Source organism: Mycobacterium gallinarum, from assembly GCF_010726765.1.
GTDB classification, from domain to species: Bacteria; Actinomycetota; Actinomycetes; order Mycobacteriales; family Mycobacteriaceae; genus Mycobacterium; species Mycobacterium gallinarum.
In genome coordinates, this window is the sequence record NZ_AP022602.1 from 31,137 (window position 1) to 52,067 (window position 20,931).

Consider the following 20,931-nt stretch of genomic DNA (forward strand, 5'->3'; position numbering starts at 1 on the left):
AATGCTAGATAACCAGCACCAGGCCCCCCCGGATTCGACCCACCCGAATACGACCCCTGCGCCAGTACCCGCCGTTTGAGACTTTTCTAAGAACCTCCGGTTTGGTGGTGGCTTCGCCACCCGGCGAGTTCGTAGCGTGCGGCGCATGCGGACGCGTGCGTGCGCGTCATGGTGATGACGTTGCACAAGCTGACCGCCGGGGACGGATACCTGTACCTGGTGCGGCAGGTCGCTGCCTCCGATAGCACCGAGCGTGGCCGCTCCACGCTGGCCGACTACTACTCGGCCAAAGGTGAATCGCCCGGTCGGTGGATGGGTCGGGGCTTGGCCGCTCTGTCTGACACCGGCCGCTGCGAAGCCAGTCCGCAAGCCCGCGAGGAGATTTGGACCGTCGATGAGGGATCGGGCGTCGGCGAGGCGCAGATGCGCGCCCTCTACGGATTGGGTCTGCACCCCAACGCCGAGCGCATCGAGACCTACGTCATCGGCCGCAGCATGGGCTCGGGGCGCGCGGCCAGCCGACTCGGGCGTGAGTTCCTGGTACGCGACGGCGAACCGGAGTACGCGCGGCGTCTGGCGGTGGCCTTCCGCGACCACAACGCCGAGAACGGCGCACACTGGAACGCCACCATCGCCCCGGAGATCCGCGCGCAGATCCGCACCCGCGTGGCTGTGGAGCTGTTCGCCGAGGAGTACGGCCGCCCGCCCGCCGATGATCGCGAACTGTCCGGATTCATCGCTCGCAACACTCGCGCCCGCACGACCGCCGTCGCCGGATACGACCTGACGTTCTCGCCGGTGAAATCAGTGTCGGCGTTGTGGGCCATCGCCCCGCTATCGGTGGCCGAGCAGATTGAAGCGGCCCATGATGCGGCCGTCGCCGACGTGCTTGAGTGGCTGCAAGATCAAGCCACCTTCACCCGCACCGGTGCCGGCGGCGTCGCCCAGGTCGACACCGAAGGACTCATCGCCGCAGCGTTCACCCACCGCGACTCACGCGCCGGCGACCCCGACCTACACACCCACGTCGCGATCTCCAACAAGGTGTCCCACGTGGACGCCAACGGCGTGCGCCGGTGGCTCGCCCTGGACGGTCAACCGCTGCACCGGGTGACGGTCGCGGCCTCGGAGTTGTACAACACCCGCCTCGAAGCCCACATGATCGACAGGCTCGCCGTGTCGTTCGTCGAACAGTCCCGCGGACTAGGGAAGCGGCCCGTCCGCGAGATCGACGGAATGTCACCAGAACTGATGACACGGTGGTCGAGGCGGCGGGCCGCAATCAAGGCGCGCACAGCCGAGCTCGCCAAGCAGTTTCAAGCCGATCACGGCCGCGAACCAACCAACACCGAAATCATCGCGTTGGCCCAGCAGGCGACGCTGGAATCGCGCGAGGCCAAACACGAGCCGCGCTCGCTGGCCGAGCAGCGCCACGTGTGGCGCACCCAAGCCGTAGAAGTCCTCGGGCGAGACGGGCTGCATCGCATGTTGGCCGGTGTCCTGGCCGGTCCCGACCGAACCCGCACCACGCCCGTCGTCGACCATGAATGGGTCGCGTCGCGTGCTGGCGAACTGATTGCCGCGGTGTCGGAATCGCGGGCCGCTTGGCAGCGTCACCACGTGCGTGCCGAAGCGCTGCGAATCGCTCGGTCGCACGGCGTGGCGCACGATGTCGCATTGATCGAACGACTCACCGATACCGCTCTGTCAGAAGCGTTTTCGGTGCCGCACGCCCGCATCGTCGACACCGAGTTGGGCGAGCCTGTCGCGTTGCGTCGCCGCGACGCTGCCAGCGTCTACTCCCGCCACGGCGTGGCGCTCTACACCAGCCGCGACACACTGGCCGCTGAGCGGCGCATTCTGGCCGCGGTGCATCGCTGCGACGGCCGCGCCGCCACCGCCGCCGATGTCGAACTGGCGCTGGCAGATTCGGCGGCGCGCGGACGCACACTCAACCCCGGCCAGGCCGCTTTGGTCTCAGAGATGGCGAGCACCGGGCGCCGTGTCGCGCTCGCGCTCGCGCCCGCTGGAACCGGCAAGACCACGGCCATGGCGGCGCTGGCGCATGCGTGGCGCAGCTCGGGCGGACACGTCATCGGTTTGGCCCCGACAGCCGACGCGGCGATCGTGCTCGGGGCCGACCTGGGCGCCACCACCGACACCCTCGACAAGTACGTCTGGTCAGCCGATCCGGACAAGGCCGCGGCCTCCGGCGTGCCCGACTGGTTTAAGCGGGTCGGTCCCGACACGCTCGTCATCGTTGACGAGGCCGGCAAGGCCGCCACGGCCGGCCTGGACGCGATGATTACCGACGCGCTGCGCAAGGGCGCGAGTGTGCGCCTGGTCGGTGACGACGGCCAGTTGTCGTCCGTCTCGGCCGGCGGTGTTCTGCGCGACATCGCCGAAGCCACCGACGCGCTCACGTTGAGCGAAGTCGTGCGATTCAAGTCACCGGCCGAAGCCGCCGCCGGGCTCGCGCTGCACGACGCAGACCCGGCAGGCATCGGCTTCTACATCGACCACCAGCGCATCCACGTCGGCACCGACGAGACCGCCGCCGACATGGCCTATCAGGCATGGCGGGCCGACCTGGCAGCCGGCGCAGATTCCATCCTGCTCGCACCGACCAACGATGTCATCAACGAGCTCAACGCCCGCGCCCGCGCTGACCGGCTGGCCGCCGATCCCGACGCGGCCACCGCGGCCACGGTGGTGCTGGCAGATCAGCTGCACGCCAGCGTCGGAGACACCATCCGCACCCGGAAAAACAATCGCCGAATCACCATCGGGCGCAGCGATTTCGTGCGCAACGGCTACCGCTACACCATCACCGAGGTCCTCACCGATGGCAGCGTGAAAGCCCGCCACCTGCGTAGCGGACGCATCGTCACGCTGCCCGCCGACTACATCGCCGAACATGTCACGCTGGGCTACGCGGCCACCATCGACTCCGCCCAAGGCCTGACCGCAGGACGGCGCGATGCCAAGGGCACCTGCCACATCGTCGGCTCAGACATGCTGACCCGCCAGCACCTCTACGTCGCGATGACGCGCGCCACCGACGAAAACCACCTTTACCTGTCCACCGCCGAAGGCGATCCCCACCGGCTGCTCTCCCCCAAGGCCACCCACCCTGACACCGCCGTCGATGTCCTGACCCGCGCCCTGGCCCGCGACGGCGCCCAGGTGTCGGCGACCACCGCAGCCCGCCGCGCCGAGGATCCGGCGACGCGGCTGCAGGCTGCGGCCGACATGTTTTACGACGCCTTGGGTGTGGCAGCCGAAAATCAGCTGGGAGCAGGTGCGCGGGATCGGTTGGACGTCATCGCTGATGACGTAATCCCCCGGCTGAGCCAGCGCGAGGCCTGGCCGGTGCTGCGGCGCAACCTGTCTGTCCTGGCGCTCGGCGGCGCTGATCCCCGCGAGCTGCTGACCGTAGCGTTGGCCAAGGGCAGTGTCGATGACGCCGCCGACCCCGCCGCGGTCCTCGATCACCGCATCGATCCCGCCGGCACCCACTCCGCCGGCATCGGGGTGCTGCGCTGGCTTCCCGCCATCCCGCCGGTGCTGGCCGACGATCCGCACTGGGGTGCCTACCTGGCCCGACGCGAGCAACTGGTCCAAGGCCTGGCCGAGCAGATCCGTGAGCGGGCGCGGGCATGGACCAACGCGACCGCCCCCGCCTGGGCGCGGCCGCTGATCACCGTAAATCCGGCACTGACCGCCGAGATCGCGGTGTTCCGTTCCGCCACCGGCGTCGAGGACGCCGACACCCGTCTCACCGGCGCGCGCCAGTACCCCGTGCGGACCCGCGCCGTGCAGGCCACCCTGCAGCGCTACGCCGCCGCAGACATCGGCCGGCGCAGTGCCGACACCACCCGCTGGAACGACCTCATCGACGCCATCGACCCGCGCCTGCGCGCCGATGCCTACTGGCCACAGCTGGCCGCCCAACTCGCCCAGGCCACCCGCACCACCGCCGACCTGCGGCAGATCATCACCACCGCTGCTCGCCAAGGCCCGCTGCCTGACGAGCTGCCCGCCGCCGCACTCTGGTGGCGCATCGCCGGCGCCCTGTCCCCGACCGCCACACTTGCCACCACGCATTCGCGACTGCGTCCGGCCTGGATCACCGACGTCGACGCCGCGTTCGGGGCCGCGCTGACCGAGACCATCACCTCCGATCCGGCCTGGCCCGGGCTGGTCGCCGCGATCAGCGCGGCAGACCCGGCCACCTGGACCCCGCGCGACCTGCTCCACGTCGCCGCCGAACACCTCGCCGACGCCGACCACCCAATCCCCCCGGGCGACTACGCACGCTTGATCACCTACACCGTCGATGCGTTCACCCACCGGCTGCAAGCGCGTCTCGGCATCGACGTCGAAGACCTGCCCACCCCGGAGGACGCTCCACCGCACCCCGACGAGGAAGCACTGTTCCCGCCCGACCCTGAAAGCCCCTTCGCCGACATCGACCAAGCCCCTCCCTTCGACGACCACTTCGACGCCGCCCCGCCCGATGGCTCATTCGAATACACCTCCGAAGAATTCGGAGATTTGCAATTCGAAGATCTCTCAGCAAACCGCCCTGTACCCGAATTAGGCATCACCATGAATTTGGTCACCACGCTTCAGAAGGAATACCGCGAGGTTTGCGAATCAATCAAAAGCTTGGACGCGGAAATTCGCGCAGGAAATGGGCCCGCTATGCGCGCTGCGGCCGACGAGCTGTTGCAGATGCGCCGCCAAGTCGACGCCGATCGACCCTACGGCCACGCCGTCACCGCGGTGATGGAGCAGTGGGCCGATGCCGACACCGCCTACAACGACACCCTGCGCCTGATCGAGCACGCCCGCACTCAGCTCGACCTTCTACGGGCCAACCCCGATGCCGACGAACTCGACATCGCCTCAGCCCAAGCCGATCTGGCCTTCCACACCCGCCGCCTGCCCGAACAGCCACCGTCGCATCAGTTTCACCAGGCCTTCGCCGAGGCGCAGGCTGCGCGTACCGCGGCCGCCGGCGGCCACAAGATCGTCACCGAGCACGACATCGCCACCGCACGCGGCGACGCCGAGCGCGCGGACCTAGCCGCCCGCGCGCAGCTGCGCGACCGCCGCCAGGCGCTGCGCCGCGAGCTCGACCGCGCTGAGCGCGACGTCGCCGGTGCCTTCGCCGCGGCCCAGACCACCACCTCCGACACTCTCGAGCAGCTGCTGAAATCGGCGCGCTCCGAAGTTGCCCTGCTCCAGGTGGCCGGCGACGCCGACCACACCCGTACACCCTTGCTCATCCCCGCGGCGGCCCTCGCAGCGCACGAGCCCCACACCGCCGACCGACTCAAATCCTTGGCCGCGCAGCCCTATCGGCTCGTCGTGATGCGCGCCGACGTCACCGACCGCGAAACCGGTGCGGCGCTCTACACCCTGCGCGGCACGGCCAACGCCAACGGCCGCAAAGTGCTCTGGCTCTCGACCACCGACACCAGCGCGGCGCCCGCCCGCGAGGCTGAGCTGGCCGACACCATCACCACCGCTTCTCGCGCCGAGCGCCAAATCAGCGACCAGCAGTGGGCACTACCGCCCGGAGCAATCGTCATCATCGACGACCCCGCAGCCGCCGAACCCAACCAGCTGGCCACCATCGCCCGCCACGCCGCAGCCGCAGACGCCCGAGTCATCCTCCTGGACTCCAGCAACAGTCGCGGCCCCAGCTCGCCGGCGCTGCGGCTGCTCACCATCTCCCTGCCGTGGAACACCACCCTTACAGCCACCCCGTCAGGTTGCGTAGATCCGCTGCTAGACGCCATTCCAGCCGTCACGTTGGCCGATCGCCTCGGCCGCACCCACCTCAGCGAGTCCTGGCGTCACGTGCTCACCCAATACGACAATGCCGCCCGCGGCGTGCGCGGCGCTCAACGCCGCCACCTCGCCGTGGAATGGCGCACCCCCGACGCCGCGGTGGAGGGACCCGAAGACACCCTCGGCGCTGGCATCGATGACTAGCTTTGCTACTCCGTAACCATGAGGCCGTAGCCCGGCCTGGTGCACCACAGCAACTATCAGCCAATCTCGCGCTGGTGGTGGACTCGGGCACGTACCTGCCGCCACGATGACCCCATGAGCATGCGTCCCGAGCCATACAGCCCCTACTGCGGGCTGGTCGTCAACGACGGCGGGCAACACGAAAGGGTCATGGGTGCACCTCATTTGGCGATCAGCGCGCCCACCCGTACCGGCAAGACCCGACGTCTGCTCGCGCCGGCAGCGGTCATGCACCCCGGCCCGTTGGTCGCCGTGTCCAGTAAGGAAGACCTCGCCGAGCTGGTGCTGATGCGCCGCGGGCTGGGCCCCACCGGTGTCATCGACCTACGTCCGGAAAAGACGCTCATCTGGCCCCAGGGAGTGCGCTCCATGGTCAGCGATCCCACCATGTCCATCACGTCAGCCGATGAAGTCCTGACTGTGGCCGAAACCATGCTGGCAACCTCCGGTGTCGGCTTTGGTGGAGCGTCGAGCGGCCAGACGGTGGCGGCCGGCGGTTTGTGGGAGTCCACTGCCAGCCGCCCGCTGGCCTGCCTTCTCTACGCGGCCAGCCCCCAAGGCAATAGTCAGGGGATGCCCTGGGTGCTCGAAGCGGTCGAGAACCTCGGCATCGAGGATGAGGAGGAGGGCGGAAGCGGCACCCAGTTGTCGCTGCAAGCCGCCCCGTCCTGGGTGACTGCTGCCGCATTATGCCCGCATCCGATGCTGGCCGACCCGATGCAGCGGGTACTGACCTTCAACAGCCGCATGCGTGACAGTGTGGCGATCACCGTGTCCAAGGCGGTGACACCGTGGGTGCGCCTCGGGCTGAGCGCCACCGAGCATCTCGATCGCCTCAGTGCCGTCGACCAGCTCAGCATCGACGCGTTCGATGTCTCGATGCTTGATGACCCCGATGCCAGCTTGTTCGTCATCGCCCCCAACACCGGTACCGTCGCAGGCGCGGCGGTGGCGCTGATCGACTCGATCATCCGCCACTTCCGCAGGCGCACTGCCCAGCACCAGCTCGAACATCGGCTGCTGCTCGAACTGGACGAGGTGTGCAACTCCTGCCCGCTGCCGGCGCTGCTCAACTACGTCGGCGAGTCGGCCGGCCTGGGCGTCAACATCATGGCCACCGTGCAGGCCTCCAGTCACTTTGATGTCGTGTACGGCCCGAAGTACGCCGACGCGCTGCGCGACATCTTCCCGGGCACGGTGGTGATGTACGGAGCCCATGAGCGACACCTGCTCGAACAGGCCTCACACTGGCAAGGGCTGGCCACTCGTCGCACCGAGTCCTACGAGCCCAGCGGTGGAAGCCGTTCGCAGTCTTCGCAACTCGGCGCCATAATCGACTGGCAGGAACTACTCCCCCAGAGCCTCGAAGAGGCTCAGCTGCTCCTCCGTGGGACCGCGGGGCGCCGTGTCCAGATCCCAGACTGGAGCGAATTCCTCACCATCTATGACGGCGCGATTGAGGCCCGCAGGCAGCGGACGGCGAAGGCATCGGCGTAAGCCGTCCGGACCTTTGAGATGTTCAAGTGCGGATTCAGCCCAGTTGAACAGGGCGCGTGCCCGGGCTATGAGTGCGTGGACCACCACGCGTAGAGAGCCTCCAGCGTGGTGCCCGGCGCGTCGGCTCGAACGACGCCCAGCAGAAGCTTTTCGTCGTTGGTCCAGGCCACGAGGGGGTTGCCCGCTTGCAACCCGCAGAACAGTGTTCCTCGAACCACGGTGGGGCTGTCGTTGCGCCGCCATGGCCCGGGTGACTGAATGTTGGGCGGGCAGATGACCGCAGCAGAACGGTTTACGGTGTCGTTGAAGGCCGCGCGTAGAGCGGCGGGCTCGCGGCTGAGCGTGTAGGTCGACGACGTGGGACCGCCAGAGTCGGTGTTGGGGCCGCAGGTCACCGCCGCGGTCACGTCAGAGGCAGCGGGCAGTGGTGTGCATGCACCGCGCGGATAGCCCGGGGGCAGCAGACGTGCCAACGCGGCCGGGACCGAGGGGGGCGACGACGTGGCGGGTGTCGTCGATGTCGCCGCAGAGGGTCGGTCCGGCTCACTTGCCGGCCACAGCAGCGTCGCCCACAGGATGGCAGCGGTGGTTGCGACGACGGCGAACACCGCCCACAGGATGACGATGGGGCGCTGCACACGTGGTACCCGCCGCGGCACGGGGGTGACCCGGATCTGTTCGTAATAGCTGCGGCCAATTTCAGCGGGTCTGGCAGACAGCGGATTAGATGGAGCGGTGATGGCGTGTCGCGCCTGCTCGCCTTGAGATGCCGAAGAGTCGGCACCTTCGGTGAGGGAGTTCGCCGCCGCCGCGGCGGCCGCGGCGAACTCTCGCGCCGAGTCGAATCGCTCGGCAGGATTCTTCGCCAGGGCTCTGGCCATCACGACATCCAGCTGGCGGGTCGCCTCTGGCAGGTGGTCGGAGATCTGGGGTGGCGTCTGGTGCAGGTGGGCGAGCGCTAGGGCGGTTGTTCCCTCGGCGCTGTGAAACGGCTGCTTGCCGGTCAGCAGCCGAAACAGCGTGCATGCCAGTGAGTAGATGTCAGCCCGGCCATCAACGGTGTCACCGGTGATCATCTCGGGTGCGGCATAGGCAAGGGTCACCGCCAGCGTCGAGTCGTCGCCGGGATCGTCTGGGCCACCTGCTGCCCTGGCCACCCCGAAGTCGCTGAGCAGGACCTGCTCGTCGTCGTGAGAACCGTGCGCTAACAACACGTTTCCTGGCTTGACGTCGTGGTGCACGACGTTGCGCTGGTGAGCGTAGTCCAGCGCCTTGGCGACTTCACCGACGATGCGGATGGCCCGCGGGGCGGTCATGGTTCCGGCCTGCAGCGCTGCCTCGGCATCGGTGCCGGCGACGTACTGCATGGCGATCCACAGTTGGCCGTTCTCGGCTTCGCCGCGGTTGTGGATCGAGACGATGTTGGGGTGGTTCAGCAGTGATGCGATGTCGGCTTCGCGCACGAACCGCTCGCGGAATGCCTCGTCGCGGGAGAGGTCGGCGCTGAGTACCTTGAGCGCGTCGCGGCGGGGCAGGGTCGGGTTCTTGGCCAGGTACACCGTTCCCGTGGCGCCGGTGGCCAGGACCTGCTCAATCCGATACCCCGCTACCAGGGAGCCCACCGCGAACATGAACACAGCATCGCCTATTGGTGGGTTTGCCCGGCCGGTGAGGTCGGGCGTGTCCGATGCTGTCTGGCCGGTCATGTCGACGTCAGCGGCGGCCGCGCCGCCCGAACAGCGTGTGCAGACGGGCCAGCGCTCCACCTTTGGCCGGGCCGTGCGCCTCGGTTGGCGAGTCCGACCCGACCACCACGTGCGCCGACTGGATCACCTCGCCGTCCGCGCCGGTGGGGATGGACTCTGCAACGGTCTGCCCCTGGGCGGTCAGCGATCCGACGAGCTGGTCGTGCAGACGGTCGGCACCAAAGCCCCACCAGTCGTCCACCGCGGCCAACACTCTGCTGTGGGAGGGCGAAGTGGGCCGGGCCGGTGGCGGGCTGTCGGACTCGGGTGTCCATCTGGTGATCTGAGCCAGCCAGGGTTTCCACTGGCGGGTCAGCTCCTCCACGCTCTGGTCGAGGTCGGGTTGGCTCTGCACAACCTGATAGAGCGCCTGGATGAACGCCGCGCCGGGCAGGCCGTCGACATCGGGCCCAGCAACCGGGCACGTGCGGGCGAACGCGACCACTGAGCGTGTCACGGCGAGCTGGGCGTTGAAGTCCGCGCGCAGGGAGTTCACCGGTGCGCCGGCGTGGCGCTCGGCGGCTTGGGCGACGTCGCGGTGCAGTTGCTCACTGATTTTCGTCCACCGCTGGTAGGCGACCTCGATGGTCCTCAGCGCGGCTACTTCTGCCTCGCGGGCCATGCTCAACCCTGCTCGCGGGTCTGGATTCCTGCGCTGACGAGGACTTCCCGGAGGGCGTCGGTCATGTCGGCGCCGACGACGGTGCGCAGCAGGTCCGAGTCGGCGGTGGCCAGGTCGATTGACGGGTCGGAGACAACCCGAGCTTTCATCTTCTCGACCGCCTCGGACATGACGTTGCGCACGTAGCGGCCGTTGCCGGCGATGTCGATGAGGGTTTCAGCGGGGTTCTCGGGGTTGTTGGTTGGGGTTGCGGTGAGCCAGCTCGTGTAGCGACCGAAGATGTCGATCGCCTCGGGGTGGACCAGCACGCGATAGTTCTGCGCGAACATGGCGGCGATCTGGCCCAGCTCGTCGGCACTGTAGGAGCTGAATTCCAGTTGGGTGGGGAACCGTGACCGTAGACCGGGGTTGGCCGAGAGCAGTCGGTTCATGCCGTCGGCGTAGCCGGCCAGCGCGATCATGGTGTCGTCGCGGTGGTCCTCGGCGAACTTCATGATGATGTCGAGCGCGATCCGGCCGAAATCTCGTTCATTGTCGGCTTGGTAGAGCGTGTACGCCTCGTCGACGAACAGGACCTTGCCGCGAGCGCTGGTGAGCATGGCGCCAGTCTTAGCTTCGGTATCTCCGATCACTCCGCCGACGAGATCCTTGCGCGAGACCTCGATGCACTCCGGGGAGTCGAGGATTCCCAGGCCGAAATACATCTTGCCCATCACCCGCGCGATGGATGTCTTGGCCGTTCCCGGCGGGCCGACGAGGGTCATGTGCAGGGCGTTGCGCTGGCCGACCCCCTCGCCGCGCGCGGCCATCGCCCGGTCGTAGATTTGCACGTTCTTGAGTTTGTTGACGTGCGCTTTCACTGTGCCCAGACCAATGAAGGACTGCAGGTCTCGCTCAGCCTCCTCGAGGACGGCTTCGGCGGCATGGGCCTGTTCGGCTTGGCGCAGCTCCTCAGTGGTCGGCCCGGACTGCGGATCCCAGCGACTCGTCCGGGCGGCGATGGCCTCTGCGGTGGTGACCGGGGGCGCGTAGGTGGGGTCCGCCAGGGCGGTCGAGGCGTCGGGCAGCATCCGGCCGCCGACGCTGGCCTTGCCTAGCTCTACACGTGCGTCATTCTCGCGGCCCAGCCAGCGCAGCGCGTATCCGCGGTACAGGGCGGCGAACGCGCCGGCGTATGGGCTCACCTGATCAGTGGGCACGCCTTTGAGCAGGACTAGTCCGGCGTCGAACTCGCCGAGGCCCACGTGAGCAATGCCGGCCATCAGGTCGGTCGCGGCATCAACCACCCGCAGGGTCCCGGTGACTGGCCGAGCTGCCCAGTCCAGGACGTCGGTCCAGCGCTGGGTGACGTAGTGCAGGGTGGCGCCGAGGCAGCGCCAGATGGGTGTCTGGAGAGGCTCTCGTGAGGTGTCGTAGGACTCCAGCAGCTTCTCGGCGGTGTCGTAGTCCTTCTCGGTCAGCAGGGCCGCGATATAGGCCAGCGTGATCGACGCCGCCGTGTAGGGGAACACCTCGATGAAGCCGGGCGAGGGCACCGACGCCTCCAGGGCAGTGTCCTGCAGGCCCAGGCGGCGAGTCTCGCGGTGCACGGTGGCGCTGGTTTCGTGGGCGTGGCGCAGTGTCTCGCTGTAGTGATCACCGGTGGCGATCAGGCCCAGCCAGGCATCGCACATCCCGGGGTCCATGCTGACCGCCCGCCGAAACCGCTCGCGCGCGGCGGTGGAGTCAGCCGGACTGCCGAGCAGGCCCAAAGCTTCGAATCCAGCGTCGAGGTAGTCGCGCGCAGTGCTCATCGTCTATGACCCAATCTCTCGGGGTGGTCGCGTCGGTTGGGCAGCACGGGGTGCCGCGGTGTCGTTCTGACGGGGCTCGTCGATGTCAATTGTCCCTGCTGGTGCAGTGCTGCCGCGCGCAGGCTGAGACCCGGCTTCTGCCGAACGTCGGGGCGCCTGGCCCGTGCTGCGACTGGCCAAGGTGGGCGCCTGAGCGGGCTCACGGGCAGATGAGGAGGTGGCGGCGGCATCCGGGCGGTGCTGACGTAGCGGGGCCGGCGAGGAGTCGCCGCCAGACCCTTGGGCGGCGGGCTTCGATTCCGAGCCGCTGGTGTTCTTCGCGGTTTTGAGCACATGCCCGGCCGTGCTGGCGACACCGGCCGCCTTGGCCGCCGCGGCGACGGGAACGGCCACCTCAGGGGCGGCCACCTTGACCGCGGTCAGCGCGGCTGTGGTGGCCGCGGACTTGGCGGCGGCTTTGGTGGGTGTCGTTCCGCTGCTGGTTGCCCCGTCACCGGCGACTCGCTGTGTGCGCACTGTGCTTGACGAGCGCGGTTTGAACCACTCCATGCCGGGCGTGCGGCGAGTCGGTGAGCCGCTGCTGTCGTCCTGGCCGCCTGCGGTGTCGTCGCGATCGCGCCGTCCCAGGCGCGCGCTCGCCGCTTGCGCCTTGTCGCGGTAGGACGCTGCTTCGTCTCGGACGGCGCCGGTGCCGGCGTGCCACGCGCCGCTGACCTGTCGGCCGATGGTGCCCATGCTGTCGGTGTGAAAGGAGCGGTCGACGAAGCGGAAGCCCAGCCACAGGACCCCTGCCGCCACGGCCATGATCAGCACCCGCGGAATCGCTGTTGCGGTGGATGTGCCGAAGGCATCGGTGGTCAGTACCCAGGTGATGCCGATCGCGGAGACGGCGAGGTAAACCTCGAACACCATCAGCTGGATGACGTGCATGAAAAGCTCTGTGCCGCAATGCTTGGCGAAGCGCAGTGCGCGTCCGAAGCCCAGCATGCCGATGAGGAAGGAAGGGCCGACCAGGATGCCGAAGTACAGCGACTTGATGCCGACCAGCATCGCCGACAGTCCGACGTAGAAGTAGAAGAAGGCCACCACGATCGCGACCAGAACCAGCAGCAGACCGATGGTGGCGTCAGAGCCGCCGAGGCGCTGGGCGTAGGCCAGGGCTTGCGGAGCGCCGCAGTTGGCCATGGCGTGCGCCGGGCCGGGACCATCGACGCCACCAGCGCCGATGATGGCCGCGTTCCACGCTTGGCGGCATCCGCCGACATCATCGACGACCATGCCGAAGTTGAGGACCTGCAATGGATGTCGCACGCCGGCGGTCACGACGTTGGCCATCAGCGCGTCTAGTTTGGCATCCAGCGAGGCGCCGGACGCGAACGGTGCCCCGGTAGCGGCCTGGGCGATTTCCAGTCCGGTGCCGCGTCCCAGCGCCAGCAGGCCGTGCTCGCTGTAGAGGTCGCCGATGGGATCGGAGAACACCGTGGCCAGCAGCACGGCTAGGACGAGGGCGGTCCCCAGCATGGCCCACCCCCGGCCAGGGTGTCCTCGCAGTATGTGATACCCGGCGACGGTGACGCACACCGTAATCGCGATGGGAGCCAACATCATTGAACTGACCAGTGAGCTGACCGCGCTGTAGAGCGGCAGGCCCACGGTCGCGATGGCCACCAGCCATCCCGTGGATAGCGCGAAGCGCAGAAACCACAGCGCGGCGGCCATGATGAAGATGAAGGTCCCGGCGATCATGCCCAACCACCATGCGGCCGTGGCATTGTCGACGGCGCGCTCCATGGCCGCGGCCATCCACGGCATCCACGTGCTCGGGTCGATCATCGATATCTCTTGACCGTTGTTGGTGGCGGCCTCACGCACCGAGACCATGGACAGGAAGTAGAAGGCGATCGGCACACCATCGGTGTCGCGCAGTCCCGTCCAGCCCAGCGCTGCCGAACCGCCGGCGGCCACGGCGTTCGGCGCGCACAGCAAGGCGACAAAGGACAGCGTGTAGGTCAGCGTCATCGTCACGACGGTGCGCCGTGCGCGTGGGTGGTCGGCCAGCCACAGGGTGAGGGCACCGGAGGTCATGCGACAACCTCTTGAGGTGGTGTGCTGTCGACGTCGGCGGCCAGCTGCGAGGTGGGGGCACCCAGGAAGCGGCAGCGGGCCCGCCGACCGCGCTCGTCGACGATGAACCCCTCCCCCATCCGTGAGGGATGGACTTTGCCGAAGGTGTCGTCGTCGCTGTCTTCGTCGTCGGCTGACTCGGCTGGGCTGGTGTCCTCGTAGTAGGACTGCACCACTTCCGGATACAACTCGGGATCTACACCGGCCCACTCCAGCGTCTTGGTCGCCAGTTCCTCGTTGCGGATCGCGAACAGCCACTTCTGAGTGATGAATTTGTCCCCCATGCGCGCGAAGTCGCGGTAGTCCTGGGAGACCAGCCAGATACCGGTCGCGTGCTTGCGGCCTTGGCGGGTGATGCGGTGGGCGGTGCGAGCACCGGCGGGATAGGCCATCAGCTCGGCAGCCTCTTCGAAGATCATTGTCGAGAACTGCTCGCGGTGCAGAAACTGGTGGCGCTGCACGGTGTCGATGATCAGCCCATAGATGGCCATACCCGCGCGAGCCCCCTTGGGCAGCTTGTCGTAGAGGTGTGGGTTGAGAATGTCGTCGGCATCGGGCAGGCCGAGCCGGTTGGTCAGCCAGATCGTGGCTAGTGATTGTGACGGCGAGTACGCCGGCAGGGTTTCGTCAAAGATGGCCCGCGCCGCCGGCTGGGTGGCCCAAGCGTCCAAGCGCGCGAGCAGCATGTCGTTGTTGGAGTCGGGTTGTGCTCGCAGGTAACCGATTAGCGACCGCATCGAGTGAATGCCTTGGGCGTCACGCATCTGTGGACTCACCAGAAGGGTGAACCGGTTCTCCATGTCGCTGTCGGCGGGAACGCCGATCATCGGCAGGATGTGGTCGGCGGCCACCTCGCCGGCCTTGTCAAAGGGAAACATGCGCAGCGGGTCGAGGCTGAACCGCGAATTGCCCAGATCGATCACCGTCGTGTGGGTGACGTTGCGGAACGCCTGGGCCCATTCGCCGTGGGTTCCGGGATCGAACACGTCGACCTTGCCGCCGCGCAGGACCACTTCAATTCCAGAGAGTTTGGCGCGGTTGGATTTACCTGCTCCCGGGTCACCGATGACGATCAGCCCAGTGTTCTTGTGGCGGCGAGCGCAACCTTCCGGATCGTGCAGGATCAGACTGCGCCGCAACGTGTTCTGATTTTCCGCCAGCGGGGTGCCTCGGGAGTCACCAACGCGCGTCGAGATGAGCGGCGTGAAGCGGCCCCACAGGTGGGCCGACGTCGGATCGCGGAACTCGTTCAGGTGGGCGTGTTTCTCGCTGCCGGGGTTGAACGCGGCCCACAGCTTGGACTGCGCCCCCCGCCACCGGCTGACAGCAATCTCGGCCTGGTCAAGTTCGTGGCGGACCTGCTTCACCGCGTCCTCGCACATTTCCACGGTGGGCGCGCCCACGGCGATCAGCGTGGCCACATCGAGCTCTCGCTCGCTGGGATTGGCCTTGATCGCAGCGTTGTACTCGCGGGTGTTGGCCAGCTTGATATCGAGTTCGTCGTCCTCGTCGATCATGCGGCCCCGCTGGCGCATCTGGTCTTTGATGTTCTTTGCCGCGCGCGCGTTGAGCGCCTCGGCGCGCTCGGGACTGCGCACCGTGACGTGCTGCATCCAGTCAATAGAGGCTTCGGTGTCGACGTTATCGAGCGCATACAGGTAAGCGGCCTTGGTGAACCGCAGGCCGGTGTCGGGAAAGTGCGTGATCGGCAGCAGCGCCTGATAACTCCACGGCCCTTCAGGATTGTCGGCGTCATAGAGGCGCACGATGGGGCGCATTGTCGGCCACCACGACGAGCGCACGGCATTGGCGCCCTCGTCGACGCCCGGGCGCACGAAATGGGCCGCAGTGAGCCGATCTGGCCCAGCCGCGGCGGGCGGCATCGGCTCGCGCAGCACACCGCGAAAGACGTTGTGGCGGTGCTGCCAGAGAATCTGCAGTGGGCTGGCCGGTCGGATGCTGAACTGTTGGGGCAGGGAGGCGACCACTTCGGCGGCCAGGCGCGCATAGGCGGCTACCGACGTGTCGGAGTCGACGTCGCGGCCGACTACCCAGTCCTTGGCCTTCGTGGCGGCTCCGGTCGCGGTGCGACCCGCCCGGCCGCTGTCGACCGGAAAAGTCAGCCAGCCTCGCCTTCGCTCCTCCAGGAACACCGGGGCGCCCGCGGGTGCCGCGTCAGGGTTGAAGGTGGGTTCCCACAGCCGGCAGTGCTCCACCCAGCCCGGGTGGTGGCTGTGGTTGCCAACGATGTTGCGCATCAGTCGATTCGGGTCGGTGGTGTCGAGTAGCCCGGACAGGGACCATCCCGAGGGCAAGGCGCGGGCCAGGTTGCGGTAGAACCGGCTGCCCCGTTCATGGGTGCGAAGCGGACGCAGCACAAGCGGCAGTCCGTCGATGAGGTAGTCGGCATACACCCCGCCGCGGGTGAAGCGCAGATTGCCGATCACCGCCAGCGGCGGATCGAAGAGATGATCGACGCGCGGGTCAGCGTTGCGGGCCATGACCGCTCCTAGCCGGCGGCCGTGCCGCGCACACGTGCTTGGGCAGAATCGACGACAGCGCGAAGCTGGCGCGAGCGGCCAGCGACGGCCGCCGCTTGGGCAGCACCATCCGCAGAATCACCGTCACGACGACCGCCGCCACGGCAGCGCCACCGAGTACCGCGAATCCGGCACCTTCGTGGGTGCGGAACCACCACAGTGCGGGCAACATGATCATGCCGATCGCGATGAGTTCGGCGCTGCGATAAGGGCCGCCGGGCAGGCGATTTCCGGTCGAGGACTCCCCCGCGTAGATCGGAACGTCGCGGATCCCGGTGAAGACCTTCGCGGGCTCCCCGGTGGAAACCTCGTTGTTGGGCATGCTCAGCTCTCTTCGTGGTGGCTGATGAGAATGCGTCGGCTGTTCGCGTCGTCGATCAGCCCGGTCATGTTGTGAATCGGTGCGGCGGGGACGAGGAAGCCGAGCAACGAGACGCCCAGTCCACGCATTCGATGCGTCATCGCCCGTAGACGGACACGATGCCGCGCTGCTCCAGTTCCTGATTGCCCGACTGCTGGAAGCCAGCGACGTTGGCGATGATCAGCGACAAGATGATGCCGCCCACCACCGCGCCGATGGCCGATCCGATTCCCTGCTTGAAACCGTTGCGCAGGCCGACCGCGATGCCCAGCGCCATGGCGGCGAGACCGCCGACGACTACCACGATTGAGAAGATCTCTTGGGACATGCCCACGATCCCCTGTGCTGCCAGAACCGTTGTGTTCGAGGCGATATTCATCGTTGTTTCCTTTCAGGGTGATGTTGGATGGACTGATCCGGTGGCGTTGTGCCAACAGCTACGAGTGCGGTCGTCGCGTGCCGGCGGCGACGGGGGTCGGCGGGGCCTCAGGGTCGATTGCCGGAACCACGTCAATGGCGGCTACCGACCAGGCGCCGCCGGTGGCGCGCAGCGTCAGCGGGTACTCGAGCGGGGTGGTGGTGTAGTCGGCGGCTCGGGCGCTGACCGTCACCCAGACCCGCAGCTCGCTGCCTTCGGCCGGGGCCTCCGGCACCGGCTGCTGGGCTCGGATCGAGGTAACTGTTGCCGTCGAGTAGGCGCGCAGCGGCCCCAGCCCCGAGTCGACAGTGACGAACCGTTCGATGCCGTTGGCCTCGGTGAGGTAGCACGTGACAAAGCCGCTGATCACCGCTGCCAGGACGGCATCGTTGGTGATGGTGACCGGATAGTCTAGTGACACGTCGACCCCCGGCGGTGGCGGGTCGCGGCGGGCTGGTTTGGCCATCGCCCGCGGCGCGGCACCGTTGTAGACACTGACCGGGAGCTGGTAGTAGCTGCGCACGGGAGGCGCGTTGGTGTAGGACTGCTCGGTGACGGCCACGATGACGCCGTAGGTCGCGACGCCGGGCGTCGTTTGGCCGACGAAGGTCGCAGATGCTGCCTGCGCCGAGACGATCAACGGGGACGTTGTGGGCAGCGACATGTCGGTGCTGTCGGGGAAGCAGCGCGCCACCTCGCCCGCCCGGCTGCTGCTGGCCGTCAGAAGCACTGTCACGCAGTCGATCGCGTAGCTTTCCACCAGCGCGGTCTCGTTGCCTACCGAGCGAGCGGTCACCGCCACTGGTGTCTCATCGGAGGGGAACACCCACCGCCACACCGTGGATGCACCGCTGATGACCGAGCAGACAACCAGGACCGTCACGATCACCTTGGCGCTGCCCTGGCCAGTCGTGGTGAGCCGTCGCCGCCAGGTGTTGGTCAGCTGCATGTCAAACCGCCTTGTGTCCAATGATTTTGATGCTTGACACGGCGAAAGTGCCGTCAGCCGGATCGCGCGAGGCCGTACCCCCGGCCAGGACCGGGGCTGGTGCCGACGCGGACCCGCCCTGGTTGCCGCCGAGAATGTCGCCCAGGATCGAAGGTCCGGCGCTCGGCGGCGTCGGTGCCGCGGTCGTGTTGGTCGGTGCGATCGCCGGCGGGCGGCTGGTTTCCTGGATGATCACCGTGATTTTCGAAGCCAGCACGCCGGGGCGGATGGATTCCACGGCTTCGCCGCGGACATTGCCGGTGTTCTGGTTCTTCACCGTGCGGTCGGTGTCGTTGAACTGCCACTGCACCCGAGTAACCACGCGATGCTGCAGCCACGGGTCAGGCTGATCAGGGCTGACCGCGGTCTTGCTGACTGCGCCCGGCACGATGGACACCGCGGTGATGACGAACGTGCGGCCCAGGTCAATCTCCAGGACCTGGCCGTCGACCGATCGCAGACAAACCCACGGAGTTGTGGAATTGGGGTCGGCCACGGACTGCGCTGACGTGGACCCCGGTGGGCAGTCTGAGGAAGCCGTAAAGGGCAGTGGCCCATCGCTATTCGGTGGCGGGCTGGGCGGAGGCACCTCAACCACGCGGGGTGCGACGGGCGCGGCCGCCGGCCCGGACGGCTCTGTGCTCGGAGAGTTGGCCATCGTGACGACCAGGGTGATGATGGTGCCGAGGACGGCCGCTGCGCCGAACGCGGCGAGCACCCACGGGGTGTACCGGCGCGGCGGCGGATCCTGGGAGCGGGAGTCGGCGTCGGTGGGAGTGCTGTCTAGATCGACTACCGACCCGCCGACGTCGAATGGCGAATCGAGCAGCAGGTCGGGCCGGGAGCCGTCGTAGTCGTAGTCATCCTCGGCATAACCAAGCGGCGATTCGTCGCCGTCGTCGTCGAACTCTGCGGACGCGAGATCTTTTGGGTCAGTGTGCACTTCATCGTCGGCCGCAGGAGGAGACGATCGTGAACCGCTCTCGGCCCCGAAAGTGTTATCGCGGTCGTCGTCATCGTGAACAGTGACCGCCCCGATTTTTTTCAGCCACTCGTCGTTGTCGATACCGCGCGTCATGGCCGCCGGCCCCGGGCGGCGCGAGACGGGCGACTCCCAGCGCGTGCATGCCGAACCTGCGTTCCCGCTCCACGAGCAGCGATCGTCGGAATCGCATCCAGGTCCTCGACTGCGGGCGTCCCCCACCGCAGATGCAGTTCCTCAACGGGCGCGCTCTCAGCGCTCGGTAGCGCCGCGGTGACAGGCGCGGCGGCCGGTGCCTGTGTGGGCACCGTGGGGTACGGCGCCCACGGCTCGGTGCGAAAGGCCCGTCCGCTGCTGCGCCGCCGGACCAGGCGCAGCACCAGGGCCGCGAGCGCCACCACTGCCAGAAGGGGAGCGAGCTGCACGAGTATCTGGACGAGCACGGCCACGACGACGGTCAGCCCGACCGCCACCCCCGCCGCCACCGTCAGCACGATCTTCACGTCTATCCTCCTCGATTCGGCTAATGCTCAACTCTGTGACTGAACCGTATCTATTAAGGACCAAATGTGTCCACACTCATGGACGACTAAGGGCGAAACATGATTCTGTTAGCGCATGGAGGCACCAGAGCAGGGCATTGAGCGGTTGGACCACTTCGTCACCGAGCGGAGACGAGCATTGGGTATCAGCCGCGCACAGATGTTCGCCCGCGGCGGCCCATCGCCATCGACCATGAACAAAGCCCTCACCGGGGACCGGGGACTGTCTCGATCCACCCTGGAGCGCATCGACCGCGCACTGGGATGGGCGCCGGGCTCGGCCGAGACCGTGATGCGCGGCGGCACTCCCACCTCACGCATACCGGCGCCGAGCGATGCGCCCTGCCCCGCGCACGAGCACGTAGTCACAGTCCTGGAAAGCATCCGGACGCAGCTGCACACCGCTGAGCAGCTCGTCGAGGATCTGCTCGGGTCCGGCCATGCCCGCTGAGGTGTTCGACGAAGAACGCCGGGCCTGGATCGCCGCCCGCGCCGGCATCTGGATGTTCCAGAAGCGCCGTGCCGAGCTACTGGGCAAACGCATCCGCGCGCGTAGCCGCGCCAAGGTGGGTGCCCGACCCGACCCCCACGATGATCAAGTGACTCCACCGCTGATCTTCCGCACGTCCTCCACCACGACTGGGGCGCTCGAAACCGGTGTCGCCGCGGTCCTCGCCGCGGCCGCACCGATCGGCTGGCCACTAGGCCGAATGCTCTATGCCGTGATCATCGGGCTGATCCCCGAGCGCCTCCAGGCCTATCCGATCGCGGCGCTGATCTGGGCCGCCATCCTCAGCGGCGCCCCCTTACCCGTTCTTTATGACCCCAGTCCTTCGCTGGCCAGCACCCTGCTCATCCCATGGCTGCTCGCTCAAGTCCCGGCCACCTTCGCTTCCGCCGCGGCCTACGGAGTCCTCGAAGGCTGGCTGGCGATCGACGGCTCCAGCGACTGGTGGCCATTGACCCCCGCCCAGCGCGATGTCGACGACACTCTGATCCTGGGTCCTGCTCCCGTGTCGATGCCGACCCTGCTCGATCCCGCCCCATCTGCTGACGGCCGATCGCCGGACGCTCTCCGCGTTCCGCGTCGCCGACCTGCACCAGTGAACTGGATACGGCTGGCCATCCCCGCGGCCATTGCGGCGATCGGAAGCTGCTGGTACGTCGCGGCCGTAGCTGCAGCCCTCGCTGCGTTTCCCGGCCAGGCGCTGGCCGCGACTTAGGCCCAGTGGCCCGCGCACGCACATCAAGGTGATCGCGACGAGTGGCGACCA

Annotated in this window: 15 protein-coding genes; 4 read left to right on the forward strand and 11 right to left on the reverse strand. The window is 67.6% G+C overall.

The window, feature by feature from the left end:
* Positions 1-168 precede the first annotated feature (168 nt).
* Together mobF and G6N42_RS30075 are read left to right on the forward strand one after the other, a co-directional pair.
* Positions 169-6,006 carry a MobF family relaxase gene (gene mobF, locus G6N42_RS30070; protein ID WP_163739081.1) on the forward strand — a complete coding sequence of 1,946 codons (5,838 nt, stop codon included), beginning with the start codon at positions 169-171 and terminating at the stop codon, positions 6,004-6,006.
* A gap of 114 nt (positions 6,007-6,120) precedes the next feature.
* Positions 6,121-7,542, forward strand: coding sequence for a type IV secretory system conjugative DNA transfer family protein (locus tag G6N42_RS30075; RefSeq protein WP_163738699.1), 1,422 nt, complete (start codon positions 6,121-6,123; stop codon positions 7,540-7,542).
* A 65-nt stretch (positions 7,543-7,607) separates the two neighbouring features.
* Here the strand turns inward: G6N42_RS30075 and G6N42_RS30080 are convergent, their stop codons facing one another.
* From G6N42_RS30080 to G6N42_RS30130, 11 genes are read right to left on the reverse strand one after another with little or no spacing between them, the layout of a single operon-like run.
* On the reverse strand, positions 7,608-9,248 hold the full coding sequence (locus G6N42_RS30080) for a serine/threonine-protein kinase (RefSeq protein ID WP_163738702.1): 1,641 nt from the start codon (positions 9,246-9,248) through the stop codon (positions 7,608-7,610).
* A 7-nt stretch (positions 9,249-9,255) separates the two neighbouring features.
* Complete coding sequence (locus tag G6N42_RS30085) at positions 9,256-9,909, reverse strand: hypothetical protein (RefSeq protein WP_163738705.1); 654 nt, start codon at positions 9,907-9,909, stop codon at positions 9,256-9,258.
* 2 nt (positions 9,910-9,911) lie between these two features.
* Positions 9,912-11,702 (reverse strand): AAA family ATPase, encoded by a 1,791-nt coding sequence (locus G6N42_RS30090; RefSeq protein WP_163738708.1) that lies wholly within the window; start codon positions 11,700-11,702, stop codon positions 9,912-9,914.
* Between the two features lie 3 nt (positions 11,703-11,705).
* Positions 11,706-13,787 (reverse strand): hypothetical protein, encoded by a 2,082-nt coding sequence (locus G6N42_RS30095; protein WP_163738712.1) that lies wholly within the window; start codon positions 13,785-13,787, stop codon positions 11,706-11,708.
* On the reverse strand, positions 13,784-16,327 hold the full coding sequence (locus tag G6N42_RS30100) for an ATP-binding protein (RefSeq protein ID WP_163738716.1): 2,544 nt from the start codon (positions 16,325-16,327) through the stop codon (positions 13,784-13,786). The genes G6N42_RS30095 and G6N42_RS30100 overlap by 4 nt, the downstream gene beginning before the upstream one ends.
* On the reverse strand, positions 16,311-16,688 hold the full coding sequence (locus G6N42_RS30105) for a hypothetical protein (RefSeq protein ID WP_163738719.1): 378 nt from the start codon (positions 16,686-16,688) through the stop codon (positions 16,311-16,313). The genes G6N42_RS30100 and G6N42_RS30105 overlap by 17 nt, the downstream gene beginning before the upstream one ends.
* A gap of 2 nt (positions 16,689-16,690) precedes the next feature.
* A complete protein-coding gene (locus tag G6N42_RS30110) occupies positions 16,691-16,828 on the reverse strand; it encodes a hypothetical protein (RefSeq protein ID WP_163738722.1) in 138 nt (45 codons plus the stop codon).
* Positions 16,825-17,106, reverse strand: coding sequence for a hypothetical protein (locus G6N42_RS30115; RefSeq protein WP_163738725.1), 282 nt, complete (start codon positions 17,104-17,106; stop codon positions 16,825-16,827). Before G6N42_RS30115 ends, G6N42_RS30110 begins: the two co-directional genes overlap by 4 nt.
* Before the next feature lie 58 nt (positions 17,107-17,164).
* Positions 17,165-18,094 (reverse strand): conjugal transfer protein, encoded by a 930-nt coding sequence (locus G6N42_RS30120; RefSeq protein WP_163738728.1) that lies wholly within the window; start codon positions 18,092-18,094, stop codon positions 17,165-17,167.
* 1 nt (position 18,095) lies between these two features.
* The gene (locus G6N42_RS30125; RefSeq protein ID WP_163738731.1) at positions 18,096-19,211 is read right to left on the reverse strand and encodes a discoidin/SUN/FTP domain-containing protein; all 1,116 of its coding nucleotides are present in this window, start codon (positions 19,209-19,211) and stop codon (positions 18,096-18,098) included.
* Positions 19,208-19,618: a hypothetical protein gene (locus tag G6N42_RS30130; protein WP_163738734.1), complete on the reverse strand. Its 411-nt coding sequence runs from the start codon at positions 19,616-19,618 to the stop codon at positions 19,208-19,210. Before G6N42_RS30130 ends, G6N42_RS30125 begins: the two co-directional genes overlap by 4 nt.
* 115 nt (positions 19,619-19,733) lie before the next feature.
* On the opposite strand from G6N42_RS30130, the gene G6N42_RS30135 reads away from it, so the two are divergent.
* Both G6N42_RS30135 and G6N42_RS30140 read left to right on the forward strand, forming a co-directional pair.
* Positions 19,734-20,108: a helix-turn-helix domain-containing protein gene (locus G6N42_RS30135; protein ID WP_163738737.1), complete on the forward strand. Its 375-nt coding sequence runs from the start codon at positions 19,734-19,736 to the stop codon at positions 20,106-20,108.
* The gene (locus G6N42_RS30140) at positions 20,098-20,880 is read left to right on the forward strand and encodes a hypothetical protein (RefSeq protein WP_163738740.1); all 783 of its coding nucleotides are present in this window, start codon (positions 20,098-20,100) and stop codon (positions 20,878-20,880) included. Before G6N42_RS30135 ends, G6N42_RS30140 begins: the two co-directional genes overlap by 11 nt.
* Positions 20,881-20,931: the final 51 nt, after the last annotated feature.

Excerpts from the sequence above, each read along its gene's own strand:
- mobF (WP_163739081.1), top strand. The coding sequence starts at position 169 with ATGGTGATGACGTTGCACAAGCTGACCGCCGGGGACGGATACCTGTAC.
- G6N42_RS30075 (WP_163738699.1), top strand. The coding sequence starts at position 6,121 with ATGAGCATGCGTCCCGAGCCATACAGCCCCTACTGCGGGCTGGTCGTC.
- G6N42_RS30080 (WP_163738702.1), bottom strand. The coding sequence starts at position 9,248 with ATGACCGGCCAGACAGCATCGGACACGCCCGACCTCACCGGCCGGGCA.
- G6N42_RS30085 (WP_163738705.1), bottom strand. The coding sequence starts at position 9,909 with ATGGCCCGCGAGGCAGAAGTAGCCGCGCTGAGGACCATCGAGGTCGCC.
- G6N42_RS30090 (WP_163738708.1), bottom strand. The coding sequence starts at position 11,702 with ATGAGCACTGCGCGCGACTACCTCGACGCTGGATTCGAAGCTTTGGGC.
- G6N42_RS30095 (WP_163738712.1), bottom strand. The coding sequence starts at position 13,787 with ATGACCTCCGGTGCCCTCACCCTGTGGCTGGCCGACCACCCACGCGCA.
- G6N42_RS30100 (WP_163738716.1), bottom strand. The coding sequence starts at position 16,327 with ATGGCCCGCAACGCTGACCCGCGCGTCGATCATCTCTTCGATCCGCCG.
- G6N42_RS30105 (WP_163738719.1), bottom strand. The coding sequence starts at position 16,688 with ATGCCCAACAACGAGGTTTCCACCGGGGAGCCCGCGAAGGTCTTCACC.
- G6N42_RS30110 (WP_163738722.1), bottom strand. The coding sequence starts at position 16,828 with ATGACGCATCGAATGCGTGGACTGGGCGTCTCGTTGCTCGGCTTCCTC.
- G6N42_RS30115 (WP_163738725.1), bottom strand. The coding sequence starts at position 17,106 with ATGAATATCGCCTCGAACACAACGGTTCTGGCAGCACAGGGGATCGTG.
- G6N42_RS30120 (WP_163738728.1), bottom strand. The coding sequence starts at position 18,094 with ATGCAGCTGACCAACACCTGGCGGCGACGGCTCACCACGACTGGCCAG.
- G6N42_RS30125 (WP_163738731.1), bottom strand. The coding sequence starts at position 19,211 with ATGACGCGCGGTATCGACAACGACGAGTGGCTGAAAAAAATCGGGGCG.
- G6N42_RS30135 (WP_163738737.1), top strand. The coding sequence starts at position 19,734 with ATGGAGGCACCAGAGCAGGGCATTGAGCGGTTGGACCACTTCGTCACC.
- G6N42_RS30140 (WP_163738740.1), top strand. The coding sequence starts at position 20,098 with ATGCCCGCTGAGGTGTTCGACGAAGAACGCCGGGCCTGGATCGCCGCC.